This window comes from Flagellimonas chongwuensis, assembly GCF_013376415.1.
Taxonomy (GTDB): Bacteria; Bacteroidota; Bacteroidia; order Flavobacteriales; family Flavobacteriaceae; genus Flagellimonas; species Flagellimonas chongwuensis.
Genome location: NZ_WYET01000007.1, coordinates 257,789 through 282,768, shown reverse-complemented (window position 1 = coordinate 282,768; position 24,980 = coordinate 257,789). Strand labels below are relative to the sequence as shown.

General features: G+C 37.5%; 20 protein-coding genes. 11 read left to right on the top strand and 9 right to left on the bottom strand.

Annotation, left to right across the window (positions count from 1 at the left end; all coding sequences use genetic code 11):
• Positions 1 to 87: 87 nt before the first annotated feature.
• The 4 genes from GUA46_RS13985 (at position 88) to GUA46_RS13970 (ending at position 3,543) form a co-directional block, all read left to right on the top strand.
• Positions 88 to 1,302 carry a site-specific integrase gene (locus GUA46_RS13985; protein WP_176621005.1) on the top strand — a complete coding sequence of 405 codons (1,215 nt, stop codon included), beginning with the start codon at positions 88 to 90 and terminating at the stop codon, positions 1,300 to 1,302.
• A complete protein-coding gene (locus GUA46_RS13980; RefSeq protein WP_176621004.1) occupies positions 1,299 to 1,577 on the top strand; it encodes a hypothetical protein in 279 nt (92 codons plus the stop codon). The genes GUA46_RS13985 and GUA46_RS13980 overlap by 4 nt, the downstream gene beginning before the upstream one ends.
• Before the next feature lie 93 nt (positions 1,578 to 1,670).
• A complete protein-coding gene (locus GUA46_RS13975) occupies positions 1,671 to 2,540 on the top strand; it encodes an AAA family ATPase (protein WP_176621003.1) in 870 nt (289 codons plus the stop codon).
• Positions 2,518 to 3,543 carry a DUF3871 family protein gene (locus GUA46_RS13970; RefSeq protein ID WP_176621002.1) on the top strand — a complete coding sequence of 342 codons (1,026 nt, stop codon included), beginning with the start codon at positions 2,518 to 2,520 and terminating at the stop codon, positions 3,541 to 3,543. The genes GUA46_RS13975 and GUA46_RS13970 overlap by 23 nt, the downstream gene beginning before the upstream one ends.
• 63 nt (positions 3,544 to 3,606) lie before the next feature.
• Here the strand turns inward: GUA46_RS13970 and GUA46_RS13965 are convergent, their stop codons facing one another.
• From GUA46_RS13965 to GUA46_RS13930, 8 genes are all read right to left on the bottom strand, one after another.
• On the bottom strand, positions 3,607 to 4,266 hold the full coding sequence (locus GUA46_RS13965) for a hypothetical protein (RefSeq protein ID WP_176621001.1): 660 nt from the start codon (positions 4,264 to 4,266) through the stop codon (positions 3,607 to 3,609).
• 68 nt (positions 4,267 to 4,334) lie between these two features.
• Positions 4,335 to 4,997 (bottom strand): DUF4391 domain-containing protein, encoded by a 663-nt coding sequence (locus tag GUA46_RS13960; RefSeq protein WP_176621000.1) that lies wholly within the window; start codon positions 4,995 to 4,997, stop codon positions 4,335 to 4,337.
• A complete protein-coding gene (locus tag GUA46_RS13955; RefSeq protein WP_176620999.1) occupies positions 4,997 to 8,233 on the bottom strand; it encodes a helicase-related protein in 3,237 nt (1,078 codons plus the stop codon). Before GUA46_RS13955 ends, GUA46_RS13960 begins: the two co-directional genes overlap by 1 nt.
• Positions 8,233 to 8,832, bottom strand: coding sequence for a GIY-YIG nuclease family protein (locus tag GUA46_RS13950; protein ID WP_176620998.1), 600 nt, complete (start codon positions 8,830 to 8,832; stop codon positions 8,233 to 8,235). The genes GUA46_RS13955 and GUA46_RS13950 overlap by 1 nt, the downstream gene beginning before the upstream one ends.
• Before the next feature lie 5 nt (positions 8,833 to 8,837).
• Positions 8,838 to 11,966 (bottom strand): type III restriction-modification system endonuclease, encoded by a 3,129-nt coding sequence (locus GUA46_RS13945; RefSeq protein ID WP_176620997.1) that lies wholly within the window; start codon positions 11,964 to 11,966, stop codon positions 8,838 to 8,840.
• Positions 11,963 to 13,825, bottom strand: coding sequence for an ATP-binding protein (locus GUA46_RS13940; RefSeq protein WP_176620996.1), 1,863 nt, complete (start codon positions 13,823 to 13,825; stop codon positions 11,963 to 11,965). Before GUA46_RS13940 ends, GUA46_RS13945 begins: the two co-directional genes overlap by 4 nt.
• A gap of 1 nt (position 13,826) precedes the next feature.
• Positions 13,827 to 15,764 carry a site-specific DNA-methyltransferase gene (locus GUA46_RS13935; protein ID WP_176620995.1) on the bottom strand — a complete coding sequence of 646 codons (1,938 nt, stop codon included), beginning with the start codon at positions 15,762 to 15,764 and terminating at the stop codon, positions 13,827 to 13,829.
• Between the two features lie 122 nt (positions 15,765 to 15,886).
• On the bottom strand, positions 15,887 to 16,540 hold the full coding sequence (locus GUA46_RS13930; protein WP_176620994.1) for a hypothetical protein: 654 nt from the start codon (positions 16,538 to 16,540) through the stop codon (positions 15,887 to 15,889).
• 298 nt (positions 16,541 to 16,838) lie between these two features.
• Between GUA46_RS13930 and GUA46_RS13925 the strand changes: the two genes are divergently transcribed.
• Both GUA46_RS13925 and GUA46_RS13920 read left to right on the top strand, forming a co-directional pair.
• Entirely contained in the window at positions 16,839 to 17,231 is a 393-nt protein-coding gene (locus GUA46_RS13925) for a hypothetical protein (RefSeq protein WP_176620993.1), read from the top strand.
• A 50-nt stretch (positions 17,232 to 17,281) separates the two neighbouring features.
• Positions 17,282 to 17,716, top strand: coding sequence for a JAB domain-containing protein (locus GUA46_RS13920; protein WP_176620992.1), 435 nt, complete (start codon positions 17,282 to 17,284; stop codon positions 17,714 to 17,716).
• Between the two features lie 102 nt (positions 17,717 to 17,818).
• Here the strand turns inward: GUA46_RS13920 and GUA46_RS16850 are convergent, their stop codons facing one another.
• Entirely contained in the window at positions 17,819 to 18,046 is a 228-nt protein-coding gene (locus GUA46_RS16850) for a helix-turn-helix domain-containing protein (protein ID WP_127139956.1), read from the bottom strand.
• A 103-nt stretch (positions 18,047 to 18,149) separates the two neighbouring features.
• On the opposite strand from GUA46_RS16850, the gene GUA46_RS13910 reads away from it, so the two are divergent.
• The 5 genes from GUA46_RS13910 to GUA46_RS13890 all read left to right on the top strand — a co-directional run bounded on the left by GUA46_RS13910 (position 18,150) and on the right by GUA46_RS13890 (position 24,941).
• A complete protein-coding gene (locus tag GUA46_RS13910; RefSeq protein WP_176620990.1) occupies positions 18,150 to 18,896 on the top strand; it encodes a putative periplasmic lipoprotein in 747 nt (248 codons plus the stop codon).
• Positions 18,897 to 19,172: 276 nt separating this feature from the next.
• A complete protein-coding gene (locus GUA46_RS13905) occupies positions 19,173 to 19,697 on the top strand; it encodes a hypothetical protein (RefSeq protein WP_176620989.1) in 525 nt (174 codons plus the stop codon).
• A gap of 839 nt (positions 19,698 to 20,536) precedes the next feature.
• Positions 20,537 to 23,005 (top strand): TonB-dependent receptor, encoded by a 2,469-nt coding sequence (locus tag GUA46_RS13900; protein WP_176620988.1) that lies wholly within the window; start codon positions 20,537 to 20,539, stop codon positions 23,003 to 23,005.
• A 2-nt stretch (positions 23,006 to 23,007) separates the two neighbouring features.
• Entirely contained in the window at positions 23,008 to 24,309 is a 1,302-nt protein-coding gene (locus tag GUA46_RS13895; protein WP_176620987.1) for a PepSY-associated TM helix domain-containing protein, read from the top strand.
• Positions 24,310 to 24,539: 230 nt separating this feature from the next.
• Positions 24,540 to 24,941: a response regulator gene (locus GUA46_RS13890; RefSeq protein ID WP_176620986.1), complete on the top strand. Its 402-nt coding sequence runs from the start codon at positions 24,540 to 24,542 to the stop codon at positions 24,939 to 24,941.
• Positions 24,942 to 24,980 lie beyond the last annotated feature (39 nt).

Here is a 24,980-nt window from a genome sequence, read left to right as displayed (position 1 = left end):
TAAGTCTGTAATTTCTGCAGTTTCTGCAGTTTCAATTCAAACTGCCCCATATTTCTGTGGGGCAGTTATTCAAAAACTTTTAAAAATATGATAAAGGCAACAGTTAAATTTATACTTGACGGGAAACCTATGTCAGATGGAAGGCATGCGGTATGCCTAAGAATACTTAAAAATCGAAAGAAGAAGATAATCAGTCTTGGATTAAAATGCGAGAGACATCATTTCTTTAACGAGCGGTTTACCAAACAACATCCAGACTTTCAGGTAGAGAATGAAGTTCTATTAAATATGAAGTCGAGAGCGTTAAGAATAATCAGGGAGTATCAAATTGAAGGAGAGGACTTTTCTCTTCGCGATTTTGAGCAGCGTTTTAGGCCAGAACAAGACAGTTCTGACATTACAATTCATTCGTTCTGGACTGAGAAGATAAAGGATCTTGAAATCGCTGGTTCCGCAGGAAATGCAAGAGCATACCGTGATGTCAAGAATTCATTCTTTAAGTTTGAGACGAACACTCTACTTCGTTTTAAAGAACTTACCCCGGCTTTATTGGACAAGTATGAAACGTATCTACGCTCTAAGAATAACACCAACGGCGGTATATCATTGAAAATGCGAACGATAAGAGCTCTTTTTAACAGTGCAATTGCAAAGGATGTGATTTCTATTGAGTACTATCCATTTAAAGCGTACAAAATATCTAGATTGAAAAGCGTGCCTGAGAAACGTGCATTGAACTTGAAGGAGCTTTCACTTTTCAAAGAATTGGATACCAACGAGAATCCTCATCTTATTGATGCGAAAAACTATTTCCTTTTTAGCTTCTACACAAGAGGTATGAACTATATGGATATGCTGAAACTAAGATGGGACGATATTCGGAACGATCGGATAGTATATACAAGGTCCAAAACAGGTAAGCGTTTTGTGATTAAAGTTCTGCAACCTGTACAGGAGATTTTAGATTATTATAAATCACTCCCTAATAATACTGGCTATGTGTTTCCTTTATTGCTAAAAGAGAACATGACAGCAATGCAGATAGAACACAGAAAAGATAAAACGTTAAAGAAGTACAACCGTGACTTGAAAGAAATAGCAAAAATTCAAGGTATCAATACAAAAATAACAAGCTATGTTGCAAGACATTCGTATGCAACATTCCTGAAAGAAAAAAATGTTTCTACAGACAAGATATCTGAGTCAATGGGACATGCAAATTTGCAAGTTACCATGAATTATTTGAAGAGTTTTAGTAATGACGATATAGATGAAGCAAATGATAAACTTTTAGAACTATGAAAAACAACATGTTTAGCAGTAACCTTAATCCTGAGGACATGATAGGTAACATGAAGTACTATAATTTCTCTGAAGCTGCAAGTAAGCTCAACGTTGAGGGAGTTGGAAGGAATACTTTATTAAAAATTATGCGTGAAAAAGGAATCTTTGACAGATTTAATGTACCGACACCCGAGTGGGAGCACCACCCTTTTTTTAAGAATGTTGAGAATAAACATTTGACTCCATTAATATCAGAGCATGGTATTAATTATATCAGGAGAAATTTCTTCTAAACTTTAGTGACGGAGAGCGTTTAAGGCCAATTCAGCGATGAGTTGGCCTTTTTTTATGACCAACAATTAACAAACAATAGTAAATCAAATATTATGCAATTAAAACAAAGTAAAAGAGAGAACGTAAAACTACGTTTGGGAATTTCTGGGCCGAGTGGGTTCGGCAAGACATATAGTGCCTTACAGCTTGCTTATGGGCTTACTGGGGACTGGACCAAGATTGGTGTCATAGATACCGAAAACTCGTCTGTATCTCTCTATTCACACCTCGGCACATTCAATGTCCTTGACCTTTACCATCCTTATTCACCTGAACGTTACATAGAAGCTATTGGGGTTTGTGAGGAAGCTGGAATGGAGGTCGTAATAATTGATTCCATTACTCATGAATGGAATGGAACAGGAGGATGCCTACAGATACACGAACAGTTGGGGGGCAGGTTTCAAGATTGGGCCAAGGTCACACCAAGGCACCAATCATTTATTGATAAAATTCTTTCCTCCAAGTGCCACATTATAACAACAACTAGGCGGAAGGTTGACTATTCCTTGGATATGGGTGGCAACGGCAGGGCAAAAGTAGTGAAACACGGTACGAAAGAAATTACCCGAGAAGGGTTTGAGTACGAGTTGACCGTCAACTTTGAATTGGTAAATGACCAACACCTTGCGAAAGTATCAAAGGATCGTACTGGACTGTTCAATGGCAAACCAGAATTTGTGATAAACTCGGCAACGGGAAAAAAACTATTGCAATGGTGTCGTATCGAACCTTTACCATCAAAGAGTATAAATACAAGAATCAAGGAGTGCCTCTCTGTTTCAGAGTTGATGGGTTTGTACAAACAACATCCCAACTACCAGAAATCCCATCAGGCACAGTTCAATCAAAGGAAGTCTGAACTTGAGCAATTGTCCAACCCCAATAACTTTAGTCAAAATGGAACTAGTGTCAACCAATAGGCGAACCCGAACCGTGTCATCCGATAATTCCAACGAATCAGTTGAGTTAATAGGTATAGAGGTACAGGGCGATAGCCTGCAATATCAGCAGAAGCCATTCATTGAGGCCAATACACAGGAAGTCTCCATGTTGGAATTGAAGAACGATTGTATCATACCAGTATTTTCTAAGGACAATGAGCGGACTATCTCTCACCAGGAGTTTATCGAAGCTGCACTGGACAGTATTTGTTCAGCGTATCCGCAGCATAGTATCAATGCTCCTGAGATTCGAGTTAGTCATCAGATAAAAGGAAGAACTCCTGATGCCATTCACAAGCCAGCCAAGGAGTTACTTGATCATGAGCGAACGCAGTATTTTGAACGTATGGCATTCATCATACGGATTCCTTCCATTGTGGAGACAGTACATGGGAATCAGTTGTCTTTGATAGTCGGTGGTGTGCGTGCCTATAACCATGAGAATCTGTATTCCAAAAAGAGCATGGAACGGTTCAAGTTTTTCATTGGATTTCAGAACATGGTGTGCTGTAACCTTTGTGTATCAACAGATGGTTTTAAATCAGAAGTTAGGGTAGGTAGTTTTGCTGAACTAAAGAGTAGTATGATGGAACTTATCCAAACCTACCAAATGGAGCAACATTTATTGGCAATGAAGGAGTTTCCGAATTATGGTCTCTCTGAGTCACAATTTGCCCAACTGATAGGAAAATGCAGATTGTACAATTATTTGCCTAAAGGTACTCGACAAGGGCTTCCAGATTTGTTGCTCAATGATGGTCAAATTAGTTCAATGGCCAAGGACTATTATCTTGACGAGTCTTTTTGTAGGGGAGAGGATGGGAATATCAACCTTTGGAATGTATTCAATCTATTCACATCAGCAAATAAGTCATCTTACATAGATACGTTTCTTGATAGGAATACCAATGCATTCAATTTTACACTCGGCTTAAAAGAAGCCATTAGTGGTGATTCTGACTACTCTTGGTTTTTGAGTTGATGATTGGGCCACCTGAAATATGGTGGTCCAAAATTCATTGATAGTGGATGAAGAGTTACTCGTCTAACTTCCACAAAATAGGTTATAGAAATTTTCTAGGCTATCCATAGTTTTTTTATATCCGCCAAATCTGCCTAAATATTCGGGATGATAAAATTTGTTGTCTTCAAATTTATGTTTTAGGTAGGTATTTTGTCCGTTGGCGATAAACCCGAATATTTCTTGGGATAATTTTAATGTTTCACTGTTCAAATAACATTCATCAAACCAACCTAGATATACAGGCTTATCCCTGAACTTCGGAATTATATATGAGGGGTCTACATATAAATGCAAGCTATTATTTTCCTGCATTCCTTGACGGGCAAGCTCTATATTTTGATTCTTGATTTGATATAGATTGAACAATTGAATTACCCCATTTAATTCAACTTCTTTATTTAAGTAATATCCGTTAAAGATTCTAGGTAGCCAAGTTTCAATTGTTGGGTCTGTATTGAAGTAGTACCAGTGTTTTTTTGCTTCGATGTCATTTCCGACTAAAGATCTGACATTTTCAAAATCTGAACTTGAAATCGGGGAGACTGGGTTTGCACTACCAGGATTCTTCAAAACAGCAGAACCGATTAATTCCCATGAATCTCCAAATTGAATAATGGTTGTCTTTCGATAGCATAGACTTTGTTCTTCAAAATATTCTGCAAAAACTTTAATAGTATTCATGATATAAGAAATGATTCAGGTTTTAAGCCTCTAGCGGGTTACATTGCTCACATGTCGAGTGAAAATTTCTATCCTTCATCATTTGACATCAACTTATGTAACTCCTTTTTTTTAAGGTTCAGCTTTTTATTCAATTCAACCTTGCGATTAAACTGTTTGGATTTGGCCACAGAAGCTGATAGTTTTTTTATCTCATTTTTCAGTCGATGAATTTCTTGTTGATTAACAACAATGTTGGTTAAGCCTGTATCATGAAGGTCAGGATTATCCGTAAGTTGAACGCACAAATCCTTGAATACCACATCTAAACTTTCACTTAAGTTCAATTTAAATGGGTTGTTTTCAATTGACTCCCAGTCTGAAGAAAAAGTCCAATCAATGACTGCAATATCATCATTGGTGGGATGGGGGTGTTTGGAAGCAGTTGATATGTAAAATTCTTTCTTGTATTCTACCCAAAAAACAATATTATAGGGTATCGATTTATTGATGATTTCCAAAAGTGTTGAAACGTCAGACTTCATCTTTAGTTCTACCCTGAACAGTTGTATTTCTTGTATTTCATTAAAACCAAGGTTAATTGTTTCCGTGGATAATTTATGTGTCCATGTAATCCGCTGTATGCGGTCGGTGAAGAGTTTTTTTTGTTTGGTGTTGATATAGCTATCAAATGCGTTTTTAGGAACAACCCGGTTCACTACAGTACGAGAAGGAAGGTTGAAATAATTCATTACCGAATAATTAGAAAGGATACCAATTTAAAATCTTCGATGCCTTTTATTTTTTCTTTCAATGCAGTTGTACCTCCGGACTTAAAAAGACTTAGTACTTCCTTCTCTTCTTCTTTTTTAAGTATGGTACTTATTCCTTGCTTTAGCAGTGACGAATATTCATCCATTTGGTGGTAGTCGTCCGTTTCTTCTGCCAATTCTTTACATACATCCTCAATAGGTTCTGTACGATCTTTGGCCAACATACGCATAGCATCTAAAATTTTCTTTGACTCTACATGGTTCAATATTAAGTCGCCGTTCATTTTAATGTATACTAGGTAATATGGGTGAAGCCTATTTAGTTTGTTGATATTTACCGATGAGTTCACATTTTTCAAAACAAATATTACACCGCTCTGCAGTAGTTCAGTTGATTTTACAACAGCATGTAGTCCTTCTGGAATATTTTTGAGTTCGCCATATTGTTTTATCATATTGGATAAATCAACTCTGAAATCATTGAGCCCTAAATCCGTAATACTCACACCTTCTCTTAAATCCTCCAAATCAATAACTTCTTCCTGTAATCTTTGCAACTGTATTTTCCTGTACTCCAAGTCCTTTTCTTCCGTGTTAAGAATATTATCATCCCCCGTACTTGCCATGTTGCTTATCAACATTTTATTTTCAACACGCTGTTTTAAGTTGATGTAGTTGTCCAATGTTACATCTGGCCAGAAATTAACCATGGTTATACTTTCGTTTTTTGAACCAATTCTGTCAACCCTCCCAAATCGTTGAATGATACGGACCGGATTCCAATGGATATCATAATTTATAAGGTAATCACAATCTTGAAGGTTTTGCCCTTCTGAAATACAATCAGTAGCAATGAGCAAGTCGATGGAATCAGATATTGTCGGATACAGTTGCTCCTTATCTTTTGATATGGGAGAGAAACAAGTAAGTAATGCGTTCAGATCTGATGGAATATTTTTAGTAGTGGAAATTCTTCTGGACCCGGTAATTAAAGCTGTATTAATGCCGTAGGCAGACTTGAGATATTTGTGAATATTTTCGTAGAGATAATTGGCAGTATCCGCGAATGCAGTAAACACGATGGCCTTCTTATTGCCTGGATTGAAAGGAGTTTGAGCTTTCAGATTCAATAAGCCAATGAGCTTTTGAAGTTTTACATCTTTTTCTCCTCTAATATCAACAATACTGCCCCATAGATTGTCGAGTATTGCTAAATCTTCACCTAAATCTTCACGCCATCTAGTAGTATCTATATCAGCAATGTGGACTTTTATTTTCTTTCCGATGACTTGTTCCTCATCTGCCCAGTTTGATTCAAAATCATAGTTTTCGTCATCTAGAACTTTGTGTATGCCTTCATATTCATCTGAGGTGCCCTTATCTATTGTGGATAGGGTATCTTCTATTTGGTTGATAATACCTTCCAATGTGATCCTGAACGAGTCTACAGAGCTTTCCAAACGTTTCAGAAGGTTAATTCTCATCAGAATCCGAAGACTTTTTTCTCGGTCAACTTGTGACAACTTACCACCTGAACCGGAACGTACTTCCTTGTCATAAAGGTCTGCATATGCTTGAACTTTACTTGGAAGGATATAATTTAAAGGAGTATAAATAGATAGGTTTAAAAGCGTAAGTTTCTCTGCAATATCAACATAGGTCACATCATCAGATGATGTGAGAGGGCTTTGGATAGAAACTGGTTTGTTGCGGTTCGGAAATTTTCCGATGGCGGCTGTATCGTAGTATGTTGTGATATGTTTTCTTGACCTAGCTATAGTAAGCGAATCCAATATTTCAAAGAAGTCAAAATCCAGCATATCCAATAAGGATTCTGTCGTTCGATTTCCAGCATCTAACTTGCTCCAAATATTGAAAGCTTGTTGTGCTTTTCTGAAAATTTGGTCAACACCACTCTGTGTGTCAAGCTTACTATCAATGATGTCAGGATCTCCCTCATAAGCTAGTGCCAATTGATTTTTGAGATCATTGAATCTATTGTTAACTGGGGTGGCTGAGAGCATCATCACTTTAGTTTCAATACCCTCTTGAACCACTTTCCGTAGTAGGGCTTGGTATCTATTTTCTTTACCAACTACGGTGTTGTTGTTTCGGAAGTTGTGTGATTCATCAATAACAATCAAACCATAATTGCCCCAATTTACATTGGCCAATTCACGGCCATTGCTAATTCCACGTTCTCTACTTAAATCGGTATGAAATAGCACATCATATCTAAATCGGTCTGCTGCTAAAATGTTGTTTTTGTCATTATGGCGATAGGTGTTCCAGTTGGCCTCCAATTTTTTTGGACACAACACCAAAACATCCTTGTTGCGCATTTCGTAATATTTGATGACTCCAAGTGCGGAGAAGGTTTTACCGAGGCCAACTGAGTCTGCCAAGATGCAACCTTTGTATTTCTCCAACTTATTGATAGCCCCTATGACAGCATCTTGTTGAAAGTTATAGAGCTTCTTCCATACTACAGTGTCTTTGAAGCCAATCTGCTCATTGGGAATATTGTCCAGAGACAATTCTTCCAGGAAGTCATTGAATATGTTATATAAAGTTATGAAGTAGATGAATTCAGGACTATTCTCTTTGAATGCACTTTCGAAATAACTTTGAACTTTCTCGGTTACATCCTTTAAATCTTCCTTGTTATTCCAGACTTGGTTGAACCATTCTAAGTATGCCTTACTATCAGGGAAGTCTACCTTTTGAATCAACGTGGGAAAACCTTTCTTTGATGTATAGCCCAAATCAGAAGTAGTGAAGCTACTAACATTAGAATAGGAGGATGCAACTCCATCTTCCTGCTGCACATGAATCATCCCGTTTAAAGGTACATTACTGTGCTTGTTCGACTTAAAGGTTACTTTCTGCTTTACCCATTTTGAACATTCTTTGGCGATAGCTCGTTGGTTGAGTTGATTCATCAATCGAAGTTCAAATTCACCACCACACAACTCCGATTCTTTTATAATATGGGGAATATAGAATTTTCTGCTTTCCTTTTGGAACTTTTCCTCTATGAAGGTAGGAGAGCTAAATATGAACTTAAGCTCTTCTATCTTAGTGAGTTCCTTCCTGAGTGCTTCAAAAGCATAAATGGAAAATGTAGAGGCCGCAATGCTTAGCTTGCTCCCCTTTTTTATCGTTTCTTTTAAATCGTCTCCTAAAAGAGTGTTTACGTTATCGATTAGTTTCATTATCGTTTTTGCACGTTCCACGGAAAAAAGTTGTTACTCAGAACCTCCTTTTCCTTTTGACTAATTTCTTCAACGGTAGAGTGATTCATAATATATAGACCAATTTTGAATTCACCCTCTTCACGTAAAATCGTATTGATTTTAGAATTTATTCTACAGTTGGTTGATTGTCCGGTCTTATAAACATTGGCGGCAGTAATTTTACCATAATCATTAATTCTGGGGCCAAATTTGGTATTTGCACACCTTCCGACATAAACAGGTTTATTTTCGACAATATAGAAATACAGGCCTTTATCCCAGTGATGGCTGGTTGCTTTATAACTACAAAACGAAGAATCTCCATACTTGTTTAAAAACATCTTGTATACATTGTTTTTTTGCTTTTTGAGGTCTGATAACACAGTTCCAATTGGTCTTGAGAGCTGGTCATCCATTTCATGTAATTCAAAGGTCAGAGCCTTGTATTCCCTTTTTTCCAACATTTCCCCTAGACTTCGATTGGTCTTCATTTGGAATACATCTTTGCAGTCAATGGACAAAACACTTATTGTTAATTCCTCTAAAGACCAAATACCGTCGTGTAGGGCAATTTTCATTTGATCTATTTCAATTGTACGATGTCCATCAACTTATCGTAGCTACTTACTTTTTCAAATCTTACTTCTGCACCACTTATCTCTTTGAAGTGCTCTGTAGCACAATGGATTTTTAGTTTTTCTATTTCTCGCAAATCCATGTCTGAATCTGAACCCTTGGTTTCCGTAACAAAGTAAATATGACGTACCTTATCCTTGTCAAAAACAATGGCCCAATCCGGACTATACTTGGCAACCGGGGTGGACACATAAAAACTTTTCGGAAGCTTAGCATATACAATCACTTCTGTACTTGTTTCAAGAGCTGAAGCAAAGTCTGCCTCAATTTTGGAATCAGAAGTTAAAAAGTCATATATATGCTTTCTGAGCAATTCAGATTTTCGTAATGCGAACTTGTCATTTGTGAATACCGTCTTGGCATCATGTCTTTCTTCCGTTTTGTGGTAAACAATATTGTTGATGATCAGACTTGCTTTTACATCATTGATTAGTCTACTGCATTTGCCAATGAACTCTTCAGGATTTTTACGAATGAGTAGAAATTTCTCTTGTTTTATCTTTTTTAGTATTTCAACAATAGTTCGTCGAGTCAGATTGGTTCGTACTTCAATTTCTCCAACAATATCATATAGAGTGTTGGAGTAAAGGTCATTTTTGAGCTTAGTATATTGTCTCTTCGACTCTCTGACCAAGCTTCCTTCCTTCATTTCTTCAGCAGTACCGTCTTCCAATTCCCCGGTTTTGACCTCGTAGACACGATCACCGATATAAAGGTCAGCATCAATCTTGACCCTAGAATCCTCAATGAGTCGTTTGGAATCAAAATGGACCTCGTATATTGTCTTTAAGTTTATCCTTTCCCAAAGTTCCTGGAACTCTTTTTTCTTGAAATTTTTGTTTGTATTTAATACAACGGTTTCTCTCTCATCTTCTGGTTTAAATTCTTCTCCAGAGTATATTGATTCAAGAAGTCTGCAAATGTCTGCCCGATACTCTTCTAGATTGTCGGGTAGGGGTATATCCATTTTCTCTATTTGCTCTTTACCTTTAGCCGTAATCTTATCATCCTCATCCACTATATCGTTCTTGTAAAGCAACTTGTTTAACTTCTTGGATTCATCTTCATTTAGTCTGTGTTCCCTACCATGTTCGTTCTTTACAACTTTCCCTATAAAGTATTCAACTTCTGCTTTTTGCGGTCTATCTTTAAGTGTTTCAGCAATTTCTTTTTGAAGCCCTTTCGCAAATGACTCATAACTTTCCGAAGCAATGACCGTCAACTTGTTTATTTCGTGAACCCTTTCACCAACTAAATCAAAATCTTGACGTATTCCATGGTCATTAACACACAGTCGCATTCCACGGCCTACTTCTTGCCTTCTTCTTGTAAGACTGCCGCTTTCCGCATGTTTCAATGCACAAATTTGGAATACATTTGGATTATCCCATCCCTCTTTCAATGCAGAATGCGAGAAGATAAAGCGGGTAGGCTCCTCAAAACTTAAAAGCCTTTCTTTATCCTTCATGATGAGGTCATAAGCGGAGACATCTTCTGATTCTTCTTTACCTCTCTTGACTTTTGGATCTACAACCTTTCCTTTTTTGTCGATAGAAAAATAACCATTGTGTACATTGGAAACATCATCTCTTTTCAAATATTCTCCGTAGTGTGTAGGCATATAACCCTTGTGTACTTTGGATGGGTCGGTTTCTTTCAGATAATCGTTATACTCTTGTTCAAATAAGTCTAAAAATTCATTCTTAATGTTATTGTACTCTTCTTCAAATATTTGTGCATACTCACCCAAAACTTGTTCTCCTTCTTCGTTGTATATACGATACTTTTCAACTGTATCTATAAAGAACAGAGAAAGCACTTTTATACCTTGTCCAAAAAGTTGTTTTTCTTTTTGTAGATGCGAGAGAATACATTCACGAATCTGTACCCGCCGAAATGCATGTTCGTCCTTGTCGTTATGTATATCACCGGGATAGATGTCCTGACCATTGACTACTATCTTGTTGTGGTAACCGTTTATTTCCGTAACGGTTTGGTTTTTATATGCTGGCATGTTACCCGATTGCTCGTAGATGTTATAACCCTCAGATACCTTTACCCGTTTTTTAGATATGGTGCCAGATGAAGTGCGTTTTTCATGCTCGATGTATGCATAGGGTGGCTTTGTGGTACTTAAACTTATACTTTCCAGGTAAAGATACCCATTGGTACCAGTTGAACCTTTTAGGTTAACACCTTTAACCTGTATCTTCTTAACTAAGCGTTTATTATAAGCATCAAGGGCATCCAACCGATATACCTTGTTATACTCAACTTTATGTGTGGCCGAATATCGCAGAGTAAAAAGTGGGTTGAAGTCCTGCATGCTCTCTAAAGTCCTTGCTCCATCTACGGATTGGGGTTCATCTATAATCAATATTGGATTGGTCTGGGCAATAATTTCAATAGGTTTTCTTGTACCAAACTGATCCAACTCTTGGTAAATACGCCTGGCATCCTTTCCACGGGCATTAAATGCTTGAGTATTGATAATCATAACACTGATACGACTATCCGAAGCAAAGTTTTCAATGTCCTGTGGTCTGCCCGAATTGTAGATGAACGGATTAATTTTATGACCATAGAGTTCTTGGAAATGGTCCTGGGTTACCTGAAAGGATTTATATGCTCCTTCACGAATAGCAATGCTAGGTACAATTACTATAAACTTACTCCATCCGTATTTCTTGTGAAGTTCATACATGGTACGAATGTAGGTATACGTTTTACCTGTACCAGTCTCCATTTCAATGGTAAGGTTGTACCCCAATTTAACACCTTTGGGACGTTCTATTTGTGTGCTTTCATGTAAGTCGTTACCTCGTTGAACTTCTTGTATGTTCTTCAGAATTTGACTTTCCATAAGCTGAATGGAAGAATTTCGGTAACCAATTTCTTCTTCGATTTCAAAGTCTATAGTATGGGCACCGGTAGCGACCTGTTTGGCTTTCTTTATGAGCTCTTTACTACGTTCCAATGTGAAGCGGTTGGTCTTTAAGGGTTGCCCCTCAAAACTATCGACTACAGCATGAACCGCATTTACTTGAAAGCTCTGTTCTTTAAACTGTAGTTTCATGAAGTGATTTTTTTAGTTGATATGTAAGCTTGTTCAGGATGATTGAGCATATCGGGAAATTTATACCTCAATTCACCGGAATCAATCATTGTACTCAGATACTTTCTTTTTATATAGTCTTCTCTTTTTTCGAGCAATTCTGCAATTTCGGCTGCTTTAAAATATGATTCAGCACACATATCTGATACAATTCCTTTTATTAAAGATTCATCATGAACTCGTGCTCCCAATTGGCTTATCCGTTCTAGAATTTCTTGTGGTACACGGGCTTTGAGTGGTCTAGTTATTCCTGGAGGTGGTGTAGTTATTCCTGGGGGTGGTGTACTTAATTCTGGAGGTGGTGTACTTAATTCTGGAAGTGGTGTACTTGGGGCCTGTGGTAGTGTATTAAGTCTATTTCCAGGAACATAATAGGTAGCTCTTCCTTTACCCTTTGGGGAAAGCAATTCCTTTTTACTCAAATCCCTCAATTCTGCACTTGCCCGTAAAGTGTCAATATTGTTGGTCTGTCGGTAGGTTGAATTATCCACCGCTCCCATTTCTTTCACTAAAATTAAACCTCGCTTTTGATTTTCACTCAAACCATAAGAATCAAATCCACTAAGCCATTCAAGATCATCAGTTCCCAAGAAATGGTGTAATAACAAACGGGCTGTGAAGGTGTTTCTACTGTGATCACTTTCAAAAGTTGGGGGTAGAAGATTGGCTTTCTCCATGAGTTTACGCATGGTGTTGATGCCCGAACCCTTCGTTTCTGCCAAGTTGGTTTCATGAAAAACAGCTGCAATGTTTGGATTCCTGTTTTTTGAACCAGGTTCGCCCAAATGATCCTCTGGTTTAAGAGAAAAACCAGGGTTTTTGATTTCCAACCTATTGCCGTACCGTATAATTTGTATAGGTTGATGCTCCCTATAACTTCTATGAATTAGCGCATTCACGATTGCTTCACGCAATACTCTTGAAGGGAGGCCAACACTCTCTGCCTGTAATTCCCCTTCTGGTAATAGAAATCCTTTGGGTAGGTCATCTGTAATTTGACTAAAAACCCGTTGGACCATTTCCAACAATGATCCTCTCATATCAATAGTGGTAAAACGGTTATCCGGATCCTCCACCCATTCATTCCCGGGCACTCTAATATAATCTACCCTAACCATGGGCAGTAATCGACGATGTGCTATTCGACTGCCAAAGAGCAATAGCCCAGCATGGGTTGGGTAATATTTACCTTCAATCTTTTTTGCACATCCCAAACTGTACAACAAATCTTTATCATTGTATTGTAGCTCTTCTGCGTATGGATTAACCTTTTCACGTAGTTTTCTATACAGCGCTATACTATCTTCACTAATATCGTCCCAAGAAGCATCATGAACAATAGAACTATCGAAGGTTTCTTCTTTTTGGAAGAATATGAGAAGGTCATCATCGGTACAACGTTGATCACTACTACCGATTCTCCGATATGCACCTCTTGGTAAACCATCCTTTTGGAAGTAAATAGGTTTAGTTCCCTCAGCAGCTTCTGGAATAAAAACTTTTATGATGTTTTTTCCACCAATATTTTCTACATCTATCTGGGGACGTATCGCAGTATTGAACATACTTGCACACTGGCTGCTTAAATCCAGTTGGAGTTTATCTGGGTCTGATACCCCAGAATTAATATAAGATGGGAAAAGAGACTGTGTTTCTTCCTCTACACCTAATAAAATGTATCCACCTCCTAAACCAGGTTCATTACTGAAGGCACAGACAGTTTCCATTATGGACCTATCAATAGCCGATCCTTTTTTGGCCTCTATATAACTACATTCATCCGAATGATTAAGTTGATCAAGTAATTCTTTTATATCCATATCAAATCACCTTCATTTCCGTTTCTGGGCTCAACTGTTTTAAGAGTTGCTTTACATTGGTCTTTGCGGTATCATCTTTAAAACCATTGTCCTTGAAAACAATACGCAAAGGGGCATCTGCTGCAATGACCTTGGCAAAAGCTTCATCTATGCCGGTATCAAAACAAGCGTAGAGTGAATTTTCTTCAACTTTGAATACTTCTTTCCCAGCTATGGTAGCACGTTCTATTTTTAGTGAAAGTGGCAGCCCCCAATCCAACATTACTTGGGCCAATAAATCATCTGAGGTACGGTCCGGTTTTACATTGTCTGCCAACAAGTCGAGTTGCCCTTGGTCGTACTCTTGTGGAGTATAGAACACATCTTGCATGTTGCTGCTATCAACATGATATACTCGGAAACCATAGTCTATGTCTGCATTTGTTTCTTTTTTTATTGAACTGGCAGCTCTTTGAATTCTTTCTTTCCCTAAATCGGTAATTTTTTCATACCCTTCTTTCCTTGCTAGACTATTTTCTTCTGTATCAATTGGTATTTGGACTTGAATGTATTTTCTCTTTCCGTTATCCTTCGCATTTAAATTAAGAATTGCATGGGCACTAGAACCAGAACCAGAAAAGAAATCCAAAAGAATATCATCAGAATCCAACCTACAACATTCAGCTAAAAACTCTATTAATGATGTCGGCTTTGCAAAAGTGAAAGGGATGTCAATTTTTTTAAGTTCATGTGAAGCTTTCTGATTAATATGATTTTCAATAAAGTTATTGGGAGTTGCGGATGATTTGGCTATTACATCATTGAGATAAGTTTTCGTGAAAACATTCCATTTTGCAGGCTTGCCATCTTGATCCACAAGGTTTGAAGATTTAACTCTTTTTACAACTATTTCATCTTTTTTCTGCAAGTACGATGTATAAGACCATCTCCAGACTTTATCTCTATTTGATTGTGGAGTTATGAACGCTCCATCTTTTTTTTCTGTTGGAAATACATCTCCAGGAGGAATTACAAAGGATCCATCTGGACATTCGATAAAATATCTTTGATTAGGCCGAGGGTCAAGACTTGACATGTAAAGTCTTACTGATTGATATTTCTCACCTGCACGAGATCCGCTTTGATCTGTTTCTTGATACGCAGAATAATTAATTCCTCCAAAGAATGGAGTGCAATACTCACGTATTTTACAGTAAGTTAAGACATGGTCAAAATTTGGAGCCCAATAATCTCCTTTATTGTTTGCTTTCTTTGATATTCGTCCAGCTCCACCAATAAAGTTGATTTCACCAAAAATTTCGTTACAAATTGATCTTAAATTGTGAACCTCTTGTTCACCGATTGATATGAAAATTACACCATCGTCTGTTAATAAATTTCTCGCTAACTTCAGACGAGGATACATCATACTTAACCAGTCAGAGTGATAACGACCTGAAGTTTCTGGATTAGCTATTAGACGCTGATTATATTCATCTTTTTGTCCACTATCAATGAGTTCTTTTTGTAGTTCTTTAGTAAAGTTGTCTTTGTACACAAAATCGTTTCCCGTATTATAGGGAGGGTCTATGTATATCATCTTGATTTTACCTAGATAACTTTCTTGTAAAAGTTTTAAAACTTCTAAATTGTCGCCTTCTAGATATAGATTTTGGGTATTTTCAAAATCAGAGGAGCTTTTTCTTATTGGGCGGAGTGTTTTATTGAGTGGTAGATTGGCAGTCACAATGGCCTCACGTTTACCCGGCCACTCCAAACGATACCGTTCTTTGTTGCCTTCAACTACGGCATGGTTGAGTTCTTGCTTTAAAAGGTCAAAATCTATGGCCTTACCATCGGTTCCTTCGGTTACACAGTTGGGGAAGAGTGCTGCCAGTTTTTCAAAATTCTCATTCACTAAATCCGGAGAGGATAGGTCTAGCTTTTCAATGGATGACATAAGTATGTATCTGTTAATTAGTCAATTGTTGGTGTTCCGAAAAACTTGTAGGGGGATACAACGGAAATCAACTGTTAAAATAGAAATCTTATTCGGGTAGAGCAAACGAAGTCCTTACATATTTACCTTTTATTTCCCATGGGGGTATATATAATCTTTGTATATGGGTGGAACTTTTTGGGAGTGTTAGTTTCTTCGGTACTTGATTTGTTTTTCTTTTTTCTTGGGCCCTTGCCATACTTCTTCCGAACAAGCTCGTTTTTGCTGTATCTAACTTTGTTCGAAGATTTGATTCTTGGTGATTCGCGGGTTATAAGAATGCCAGCTTTAGCCAATGGCAAGACTTGTTCTGGAAGATTTTTTAGAATGTAAGCATTGAGAGCCTTACTTTTTCTAATCTTGGAAAGCTCATTTAATTGCTTTTTGTTCAATCCTTCTTTCTCAAGAATTCTGACAATACTTTTTTTATACGTTGAATCTTCACGTCCCTTCTTTAGAAGCTTTTTCTTTTTCGATTGTTTTGTTGGAGGATAGTCTTTGTGGTCTACATTTAATTCTTGCAATCGCAGCTTGAATGGAGTGAGTTCCGCTAGAAGTCGATCAACATCGATGGAAACTTCTTCTAACTTTTTCCTTTTGGTTGTACATATGTTTTCGATGCACGGAAAAATATTGAAACGCCCCTTACTGATAACTTTTATTAACGAAGGTTTTGGGAATCCTTGTTGAATCAAAAATTCTAAGGTGTCATTTTTTATTTTTTTGAAGGAATCCATATGATTGGGCGATACTATATAAAGCAACGTGACAGTACATTTTTAGTATAAGCACGGTAGATTATTCGATAAAACGCAAAAAAAATATAAAAAATTTTTTTAACCGCCTTTGTTTTTGCGCAAAGTACCCCCTCGCAATACCCCCACCTAATGCTCGCTGGGGAAATACCCCGCCCATCTTTAGATTAATAGCTTTTTTATTGTCAGGTAAATAAAATCAAGGTGATAGCTGATTGTTTTATTGGTACAAGGTGGCTTGGTCTAGAATGGGAATATTCAACTTCAAAAATCAAAAGAAATGGTTAGAATTATCGGTTACAGAGAACGGGAGAACGAAGAAGGAGAATCTTTCTTCCTCTTGGAACTTCAAGGCGGCATAGAGATGGTATTAAGCCAAACTACCAACAGATATTATGCCACTGCCAAGAGAGCGTTTATTTCCTCCACATTTGACGAGAATACCTGTGAAGCATTGATAGGAACAGAAATGCCGGGGAAGATCATCAAGGAAGAATGCGAGCCGTACCAGTACATTATCAAGGAGACTGGCGAGGAAATTACCTTGGCCCACAGATGGGTGTATCTCCCAGAAGGTGCTCCTGAACCCAAAAGAGAACCAAAGACTCCTGTAGAGGCCATAGAGGCCGATGTAAGTACCTTTAGTACCAATGGAGTACATGAACTTGTCTAATAAACAAAGGCATTGCCGTAGGGTAGTGCCTTTAATTTTTTTATGTAATTATGGAATTAGCAGAGATAATGATTTCCTATAAACCTAGGAAGTCCAGCTTAGTGAGACTTAACAATAGTCAACAAATTTATGAACTAGTATTAGGGCATTGGAACAAAGATACTTTGGAACTTCAGGAAGAAATGAAAGTGATACTATTGAACCGTTCCAACCAACTCTTGGGAATCTATGACTTGTCCAAAGGTGGAATATCTGGAACGTTTGTAGACGTGAAGCTTTTGTTGAGTGTGGCATTGAAGTGTGTAGCATCCCATATCATTGTGGTGCACAATCATCCAAGTGGCAACTTAAAGCCCAGTAAAGCAGACGTTGATATTACCAATAAGTTGAAAAAAGCGACAAGACAAGTTGATTTGCTCCTGTTGGACCATTTGATTGTTACCAAGGAAGCATATTACAGTTTTGCGGACCATGGAAAACTTTAAAACTTTTCATTTTGTTCTTAAACGTGAACGTACACTAAAGTTGAATATTTAGCGGTACATCAACGAATGAAAAATTGTTCAGATTAGTATTAATAGCGGAAACTAAAGTAGGTCAATGACCAATGCTTCTAGAGGTAAGTTCAGATTATCGGCAATTTTCTTTAGCGTATAAAGTGTTGGATTTGTCTTGCCCGCTTCCAACCGTGCCATATTGGACTTTTCAAAATCACAGGCAGCAGCAAGATCTTGTTGAGGAATATTGCGTTCCTCTCTGAGTTGCCTGATGCGTTGCCCTATGGCTATTTGTAAATTTTTCTTGTCGAGAGTCAAACTTGGATTATCATAAATGATAAAACAAAAGTGGACTTCAACCGTTCTTAGTTGGTAATCATTAATGATAACCAAAAGAACTAACAAACAGTAAACATAAATTATGAAACATATTTTTTTAGGATTAATAGCCATTTTAATGATGGTAGGATGTAGCAAGGATGAGACCGAATCTGATCTGAGCGAAACCGAGCAATGGTTGGTTGGTACTTGGAATACCAGCGAAGATTTTACAGGCAACAGTTATACATACAATGAGGATGGAACTGCAATCTATGAGAACAACCACAATGGGGATATAACCATGTACGAGGGTGTTTGGGAAATCATTGATGATAATGTATTGATTGAATTCTACCCCGATTCTGATGAGAGCTATGAGAATTGGCAGGAGAACCCAACACTCAAAAGTTATATCGAGTTCACAGATGATTATACTCTTCATACGTCTGATTTTTATGATAATTCAAGTACAAGTACCAAGTACAAAGAATGTGACCCATGTCCACCAAGAGCCCAAGAATACACCATAAATTTTAGTGGCTTTGGGAGTCCAGTTGAGCAATACCCATTGGAGATCACATATTATTTTGATGGCGAAAATGGAGACTTGGTCTCAGCTACAGTGAACTCCACTACCAATACGGACATCATAGAATCCAATACTTTGACTTCTTATGATAAGATTGGGTTCAAATATCAAACAAGCCCGGAAAGTCAAGCTGAAATTAATACGGTAGAGGTACGTGACAAGAACGATGAAGTCATTTTTTCAAGTAGTGATTTGTCCGTTGATATTGATCAGACCTTCATATATGATATATCTGACGACAGTTATTCAATCAATTGATAAATGCCTGAAGTAATCATGGAAGTTTACATATGATGATATAAATAAAAATGAAAAACATGAAGAAGATTTTTAACAACCTCGGAAATGGGGTACTTATATCTATTTTTGGACTAGTAGTTATCATTTTCCCAATCACTGCGTTGATAACACACATCTGGACAGTAGTTATTGCTTTTAAAGAAGGGGGATTTATTAGTGGAGCAATATCCTTTTTTATCCCTGTCATTTCGGAAATTTATTGGATGTTCAAGATGTTCGGAGTAAATAACCTATATGCCTACATCGTATTGGCACATCTTATACTGGCACTTCCATATTCACTCTTCTCTAATCGAAGCTAGTGTATTGGTGGTCAAGATTGATAACATTGCAGAATGGCTAGCTGCCAAAACAACGGAAATAAATCGACTTGTTGAAATAACATCTTGCTTTAAATGGAGGAGATGGAACTCGGATAAATCTATGCATGTCTTTCCATGTGTTTGCCCTCAACGAGAGAATCCTTGTGCCAGCATTGAGTTGTATCATCGTGTGTGGTCCGTTGAGAGAATGCTTAATAATGAGCAGACCTGCATAGAAGCAATTTTAGACCATGATGAGGTAAAGAAGGGTAAAGTTACTGCAGAGCATTGGTTAAAGCTTTACAGCACTCTCTTTGAGGATGTAGTAGTGTTGCAAGAAACGTTCTCGGTTACTCAGACAAAATATCCTGAGAGGACTATTGAGGTGATATTGCCCAAGGATGAGATTAGACATCTGATATACTTCAAAGAACTTTATATTGATGCAATGCAATGATGTTCTAATTTGAAAACTGCAGAAACTGCAGAAGCTGCAATGTTACATATATTGATTTGATTGATGTTTTTGACTGCAACATTCCTGCAACAAATTGGATGAACATTGAAAATCGATGAAAAAAGAAGAAAAACCCAAAAGTTGTAATTACTTCAAAATCAAAACAATGAAAATAAATGTAAAGTATTGAAAATCAATCAGTAGGGCCTTCTAAGCAGACGGTCGAAGGTTCGAATCCTTCCGCGATCACAAGTAAAAACAAGGCCTTGGAGAGTTTAACTTTCTGAGGCCTATTTTTTTGCAAACAATTTGCAAATTGGAGTGAAAGGTTTTTATTGCAACATGACTGATTTTGATGAAGAAGTTGTATCAATGCTTTCAGGGAAGTACTTTTAATTTAAGCTTCTCTTTTTGATAACTCCTCTTCGAATCACAATAAAAAGCAGATAGTAATTTACTGGAGATTCCCCTTATATCGATAGGCTCGTTTATTTCCGATAGATTGGATGAAGTACCCATATTAAACCTACTACATAGCCATAGCCAAACAAACTTTCCAATCTTTTTATGGATTACTTTGAGGTAAATTGTATGGCTATGAATTAAACGTGATGTTTTATGGAAGGTCAACCAAAGGTCATATCCGATAAGCATGGAAAACGTTTACATTATTATTTTCGGAAAGCCCCCAACTTTAACATTTTTAAACACTTATTAATTAGTTGTTTATGATGTTTCCTAAGATTTATTTAAAATTAATCTAATTAAAAGTTGCGACAAAAAATGGTTCGCTATAAATTCGCAGCCTATTATTTAGAATAGATATAAATAAATTCAAAATGAATAAAAGTTACTTGCTATATTTCTTTTTGCTGGGAGCATTCAGCATAACCTTTGGCCAAAATTCTTCCATTCAGGGAAAAGTTATCTCCGATACAGGAGTGCCGATTGCGAATGCCAACGTTATTATATTAAACTCTAATATTGGTACAATTACAGATGACAATGGTGCTTATAGCATAGATAATATTACATCGGGCAACTATATTACCCAAGCTTCCTATATTGGCTATGAAACTATTGAAAACTCAATCATATTAAAGGAAGGAATTGCCTTAGAGCTGAATTTTACTTTAAGTGAATCGACTACACAATTGCAAGGAGTTGAGATAATCGGTAGAAAGGAAAGAAACTATAAAAACACAACTTCTTTTGTAGCCACAAAATCAGCCACCAAACTCGTTGATGTGCCACAGGCAGTGAGTTACGTGACAAAAGAAGTCATACTGGACCAAGCAGCGTTTACGGTTAATGATGTAGTTAAGAACGTTAGTGGTGTTAACCAGTTTTCATTTTATAATGATTTGACGATGAGGGGTTTTCGTGTTCAAGGACAACGAAACAATAGTATACTTTTAAATGGCTCTCGAATGATGACCAGTTTTTGGAGCCAACAGATCATTCCACACGTTGAGCGTGTTGAAGTTATCAAAGGTCCAGCATCTGCTTTGTTTGGAAACGCCTCTCCCGGAGGAACCATAAACACAGTTACCAAGAAGCCTTTGGAAACAACCAAACAATCCATTAGTGCCAGTATGGGCAGCTTCAACACTTTTAGATTATTGTCCGACTTTACAGGACCGATGACCAAGGACAACAAACTACTGTATCGTTTAAATATCGGGTATCAAAATACGGATGGTTTTAGGGACTTGCAATTCAACAAGAATATAGTTGTAGCCCCTTCATTTTCCTTTATTCCAAACGAAAAGACTCGTTTGAACTTTGATGTGGTCTATCAGGACAACAAAGGGCGTTTGGATCGTGGACAGGCAGTTTTTGGAGACGGTGACCTTTACTCAACACCAATAACTACATCTTTAAGCGCAGAAAATGACTATCTGAACGAACAAAACTTAAATGTTACATTATCGTTCCAGCATAAGTTCAATGAAAACATAAGTTTTAACAGTACCTATCTGAACTCCTCCTATGATGAAGACCTATTGGAGCATAGAACCGCCAATAACTTTTTAGCACTTGGTGATGGTTCTTTTGATATTACCCAAGTGGCTATGAGGGTGTTTATTCGTAAGCGATCATGGAACAACCAGAACTTTACGAACTACCTCAATTTTGATTATGACCTTGGTGACATAAAAAACAAGCTTTTGGTGGGGTACGATTATTTTCAACAAGAGCTTGAACCTGGGGGGTCGCAATTAGAAGCAAACGCTTATCTTTTGCAGAATGGAACCGCGACCAATTCGTTCAATGTAGTAAATATTGATAATTATGTACTTGATGACGATGGGAACCCTGTAGCCAATGTAGCTCCTTTTGATTTAACCTCTACGAACGGAAATGCCATGAGGGACATGAGCAATTACGTTTATTCCATTAGAAATTATGATAGATATAAACAAACCGGGAATGGTATTTACCTACAAAACCAGTTCAGCTACAAAAAGTTTAATCTATTGGTAGGCCTTCGGTACGATGATTTTACCGATTACTTAAATTACAATACCAATGCGGAAGAAAAAGTAAGGCAGGACACTTTTTTACCGAGAGTAGGTATGGTTTATAAAGCTACATCAAATGTAAACTTCTATGGTACTTGGGTAAAGGGATATCAACCCCAAACTGCGACCGAGGTAAATAATCCCGAAGCTGGAGGACCTTTTGATCCTTTGACCAGTGAATTGTTCGAAGCCGGAGTAAAATCCGAGTGGTTCAACAAAAGGCTGAGTGCTACTTTAGCAGTGTATACCCTAAACCAAAAAGGGGCCTTGTACAATGCCAATGATTCCAGCAACTCCGATTTATTACAACAGGTTGGGGAAGAAAAATCGGAAAGTGTGGAGGTTGATGTTTATGGACAGATTATGCCCAATTGGAGTGTTATTATGAACTACGCCTACAATCATGCATATTTTACCGAAGCGGATGAATCCACAATCGCTATTTTTGGCAATCAAAAACCAAATGCACCCAGAAATACCTTCAATTTTTGGACGAAATATATCATTGACCGAGGCGATTTTAACGGTCTGGGCTTTGGACTTGGTTATGATTATGTGGGGGAACGAAACGGTTCCATTGTAAGGGACCCGGAGTTGATCCCTGTTTTTCCAAGCTATGGATTGGTCAATACAGCTGTTTATTATCAGGTTGATAAATTTCAGATACAATTGAACGTTAATAATGTGTTCGACAAGACCCATTGGGTAGGAGGATATGATTTCTTGAGAGCTTTCCCTGGGAGACCCCGTAATATTATGGCAACAGTCTCATATACATTTTAGAATTGAAATTATCAAAAAAGAAACTATTTAAAATCCACAGTTGGATTGGAACCAAGTTGAGCATACTATTTTTTATAGTATGCTTTTCTGGTACTATTGCAACCCTTGGCCATGAGCTGGACTGGCTGTTTATATCAGAAATAAGGGCAAAGCCACAAAAGGAGTTTGCTTCTAGAAATACAATTCTCGCCAACCTTAAAAAGCAATATCCAGATGGTCAGGTTTCTTATTGGATGCGTACGGAGGAACCCTACTTGTGCGACATAATCTACATGAAGGACAACGGCAGACAGACCTATGTCTTTGCAAATCCATATACAGGAAAAATTCAAGGGAATGCCAACCTCACTTTTCAACGCTTTTTCAGAGACCTGCACTACTTTTTATTCATGCCTTTTTATCAGTTTGGGTATTTCATCGTGTTGAGCTTTGCCTTTCTACTTTTAATTTCCTTTTTAACGGCTTTGTTCTTCTATAAAAAATGGTGGCGAAAACTGTTTGTACTTGAAGTAAAAAAAGGGCCGCTAGTGTTTTTTAGAAGCCTTCATAGATTGATCGGGTTATGGTCGATTCCGTTTTCCATATTGTTTTCGATTACGGGAATATGGTATTTTATAGAGCGTTCAAACATTGCCGATGTCCGAGCAAAAGTCAATCCCAAACTACCCAAGTTGGAAAACTACACAGTCACGGATAGTGTGAACCTCGCTTATGATATTGATTATGATAAGGTTGTCAATGTAGCACAAAAAGCAATTCCGCATTTAAGGGTGGAAGACATGAACATACCTACTGATTATGAAAGCCCTGTTTATCTAAGGGGCAAATCAGATGTGCCATTAGTTCGGCAGCGTGCCAATAGGGTTTATGTAAATCCATATACTTATGAAGTGACCGAGGTTCAAAATGCTCGAACAATAAGTAAAACTATGTGGGTCAATGATATCGCCGACCCGCTGCATTTCGGATATTGGGGAGGATTGGTAACCAAGATTATATGGTTTTTTATGGGCTTGGGGATATCATCTTTAGTGCTATCGGGTATATGGATTACCTTAAAGCGAAGAGCACATCAAAGGAAGAAGCAGCACAAACCCATTTTGGGCAAATGGAAATTCATAAACTGGGGCATATATATCTTTATAATGGCCAGTATGTATGTACAATTGATTGGTCTTTATCATACCTCAATTACCGGTATGGTCGTTATAAGCTGCGGTTGGATATTGTTTTTATTGCTTACCTACTATGTTTTTGTTTACCGTCTGAACAAGATTGTAAATACAGGGCAGAATAAAATGTGATATTCTGGTTTTATATAATGATTCCTAATTTTCTACGAATCACTATCATTTTTCAGTTAATCAATCTGGCAGGCACTTTATTAAGCTTTTGACCCTATCAGAAAGAAAACCTTTTATCTTTCAACGACACTTAAATACCATTCGTCTACACTAAACTTTGTTTGGGCTAAGGATTGCATTTTTGCACATGTGAAATTCTTTTTTTTGTAATCAGCTAAAATTGGATAAAAATGTACATTTTATTTATCGAGGACGACGCCATCGAAACCATGAAGTTCCAACGCACAATGTCCAAGTTGGAAACCAAGCATAGTTTGATAGAAGCCAAAAATGGGGAGGAAGCTTTGGCATATTTGGAGTCGGGAAAATCTTTGCCAGACATAATTTTGCTCGATCTTAATATGCCCCGGATGAACGGGATAGAATTTTTGGGCATTCTTAAACAGCACGATAAAATAAAATACTTGCCCACCATCGTTCTTACAACGTCCGAGAATAGGGACGATTTGTTGGAATGCTACAAAATCGGTATTGCAGGATATGTTATTAAGCCCCTTAAATACGAAGATTACGAGACCAAGCTAAAAACGGTTATCGAGTACTGGGACATCAACGAACTGGTAAAAGCCTAGTTAAAAACGCAATTTCACAACAAAACTTACCTGTTTGGT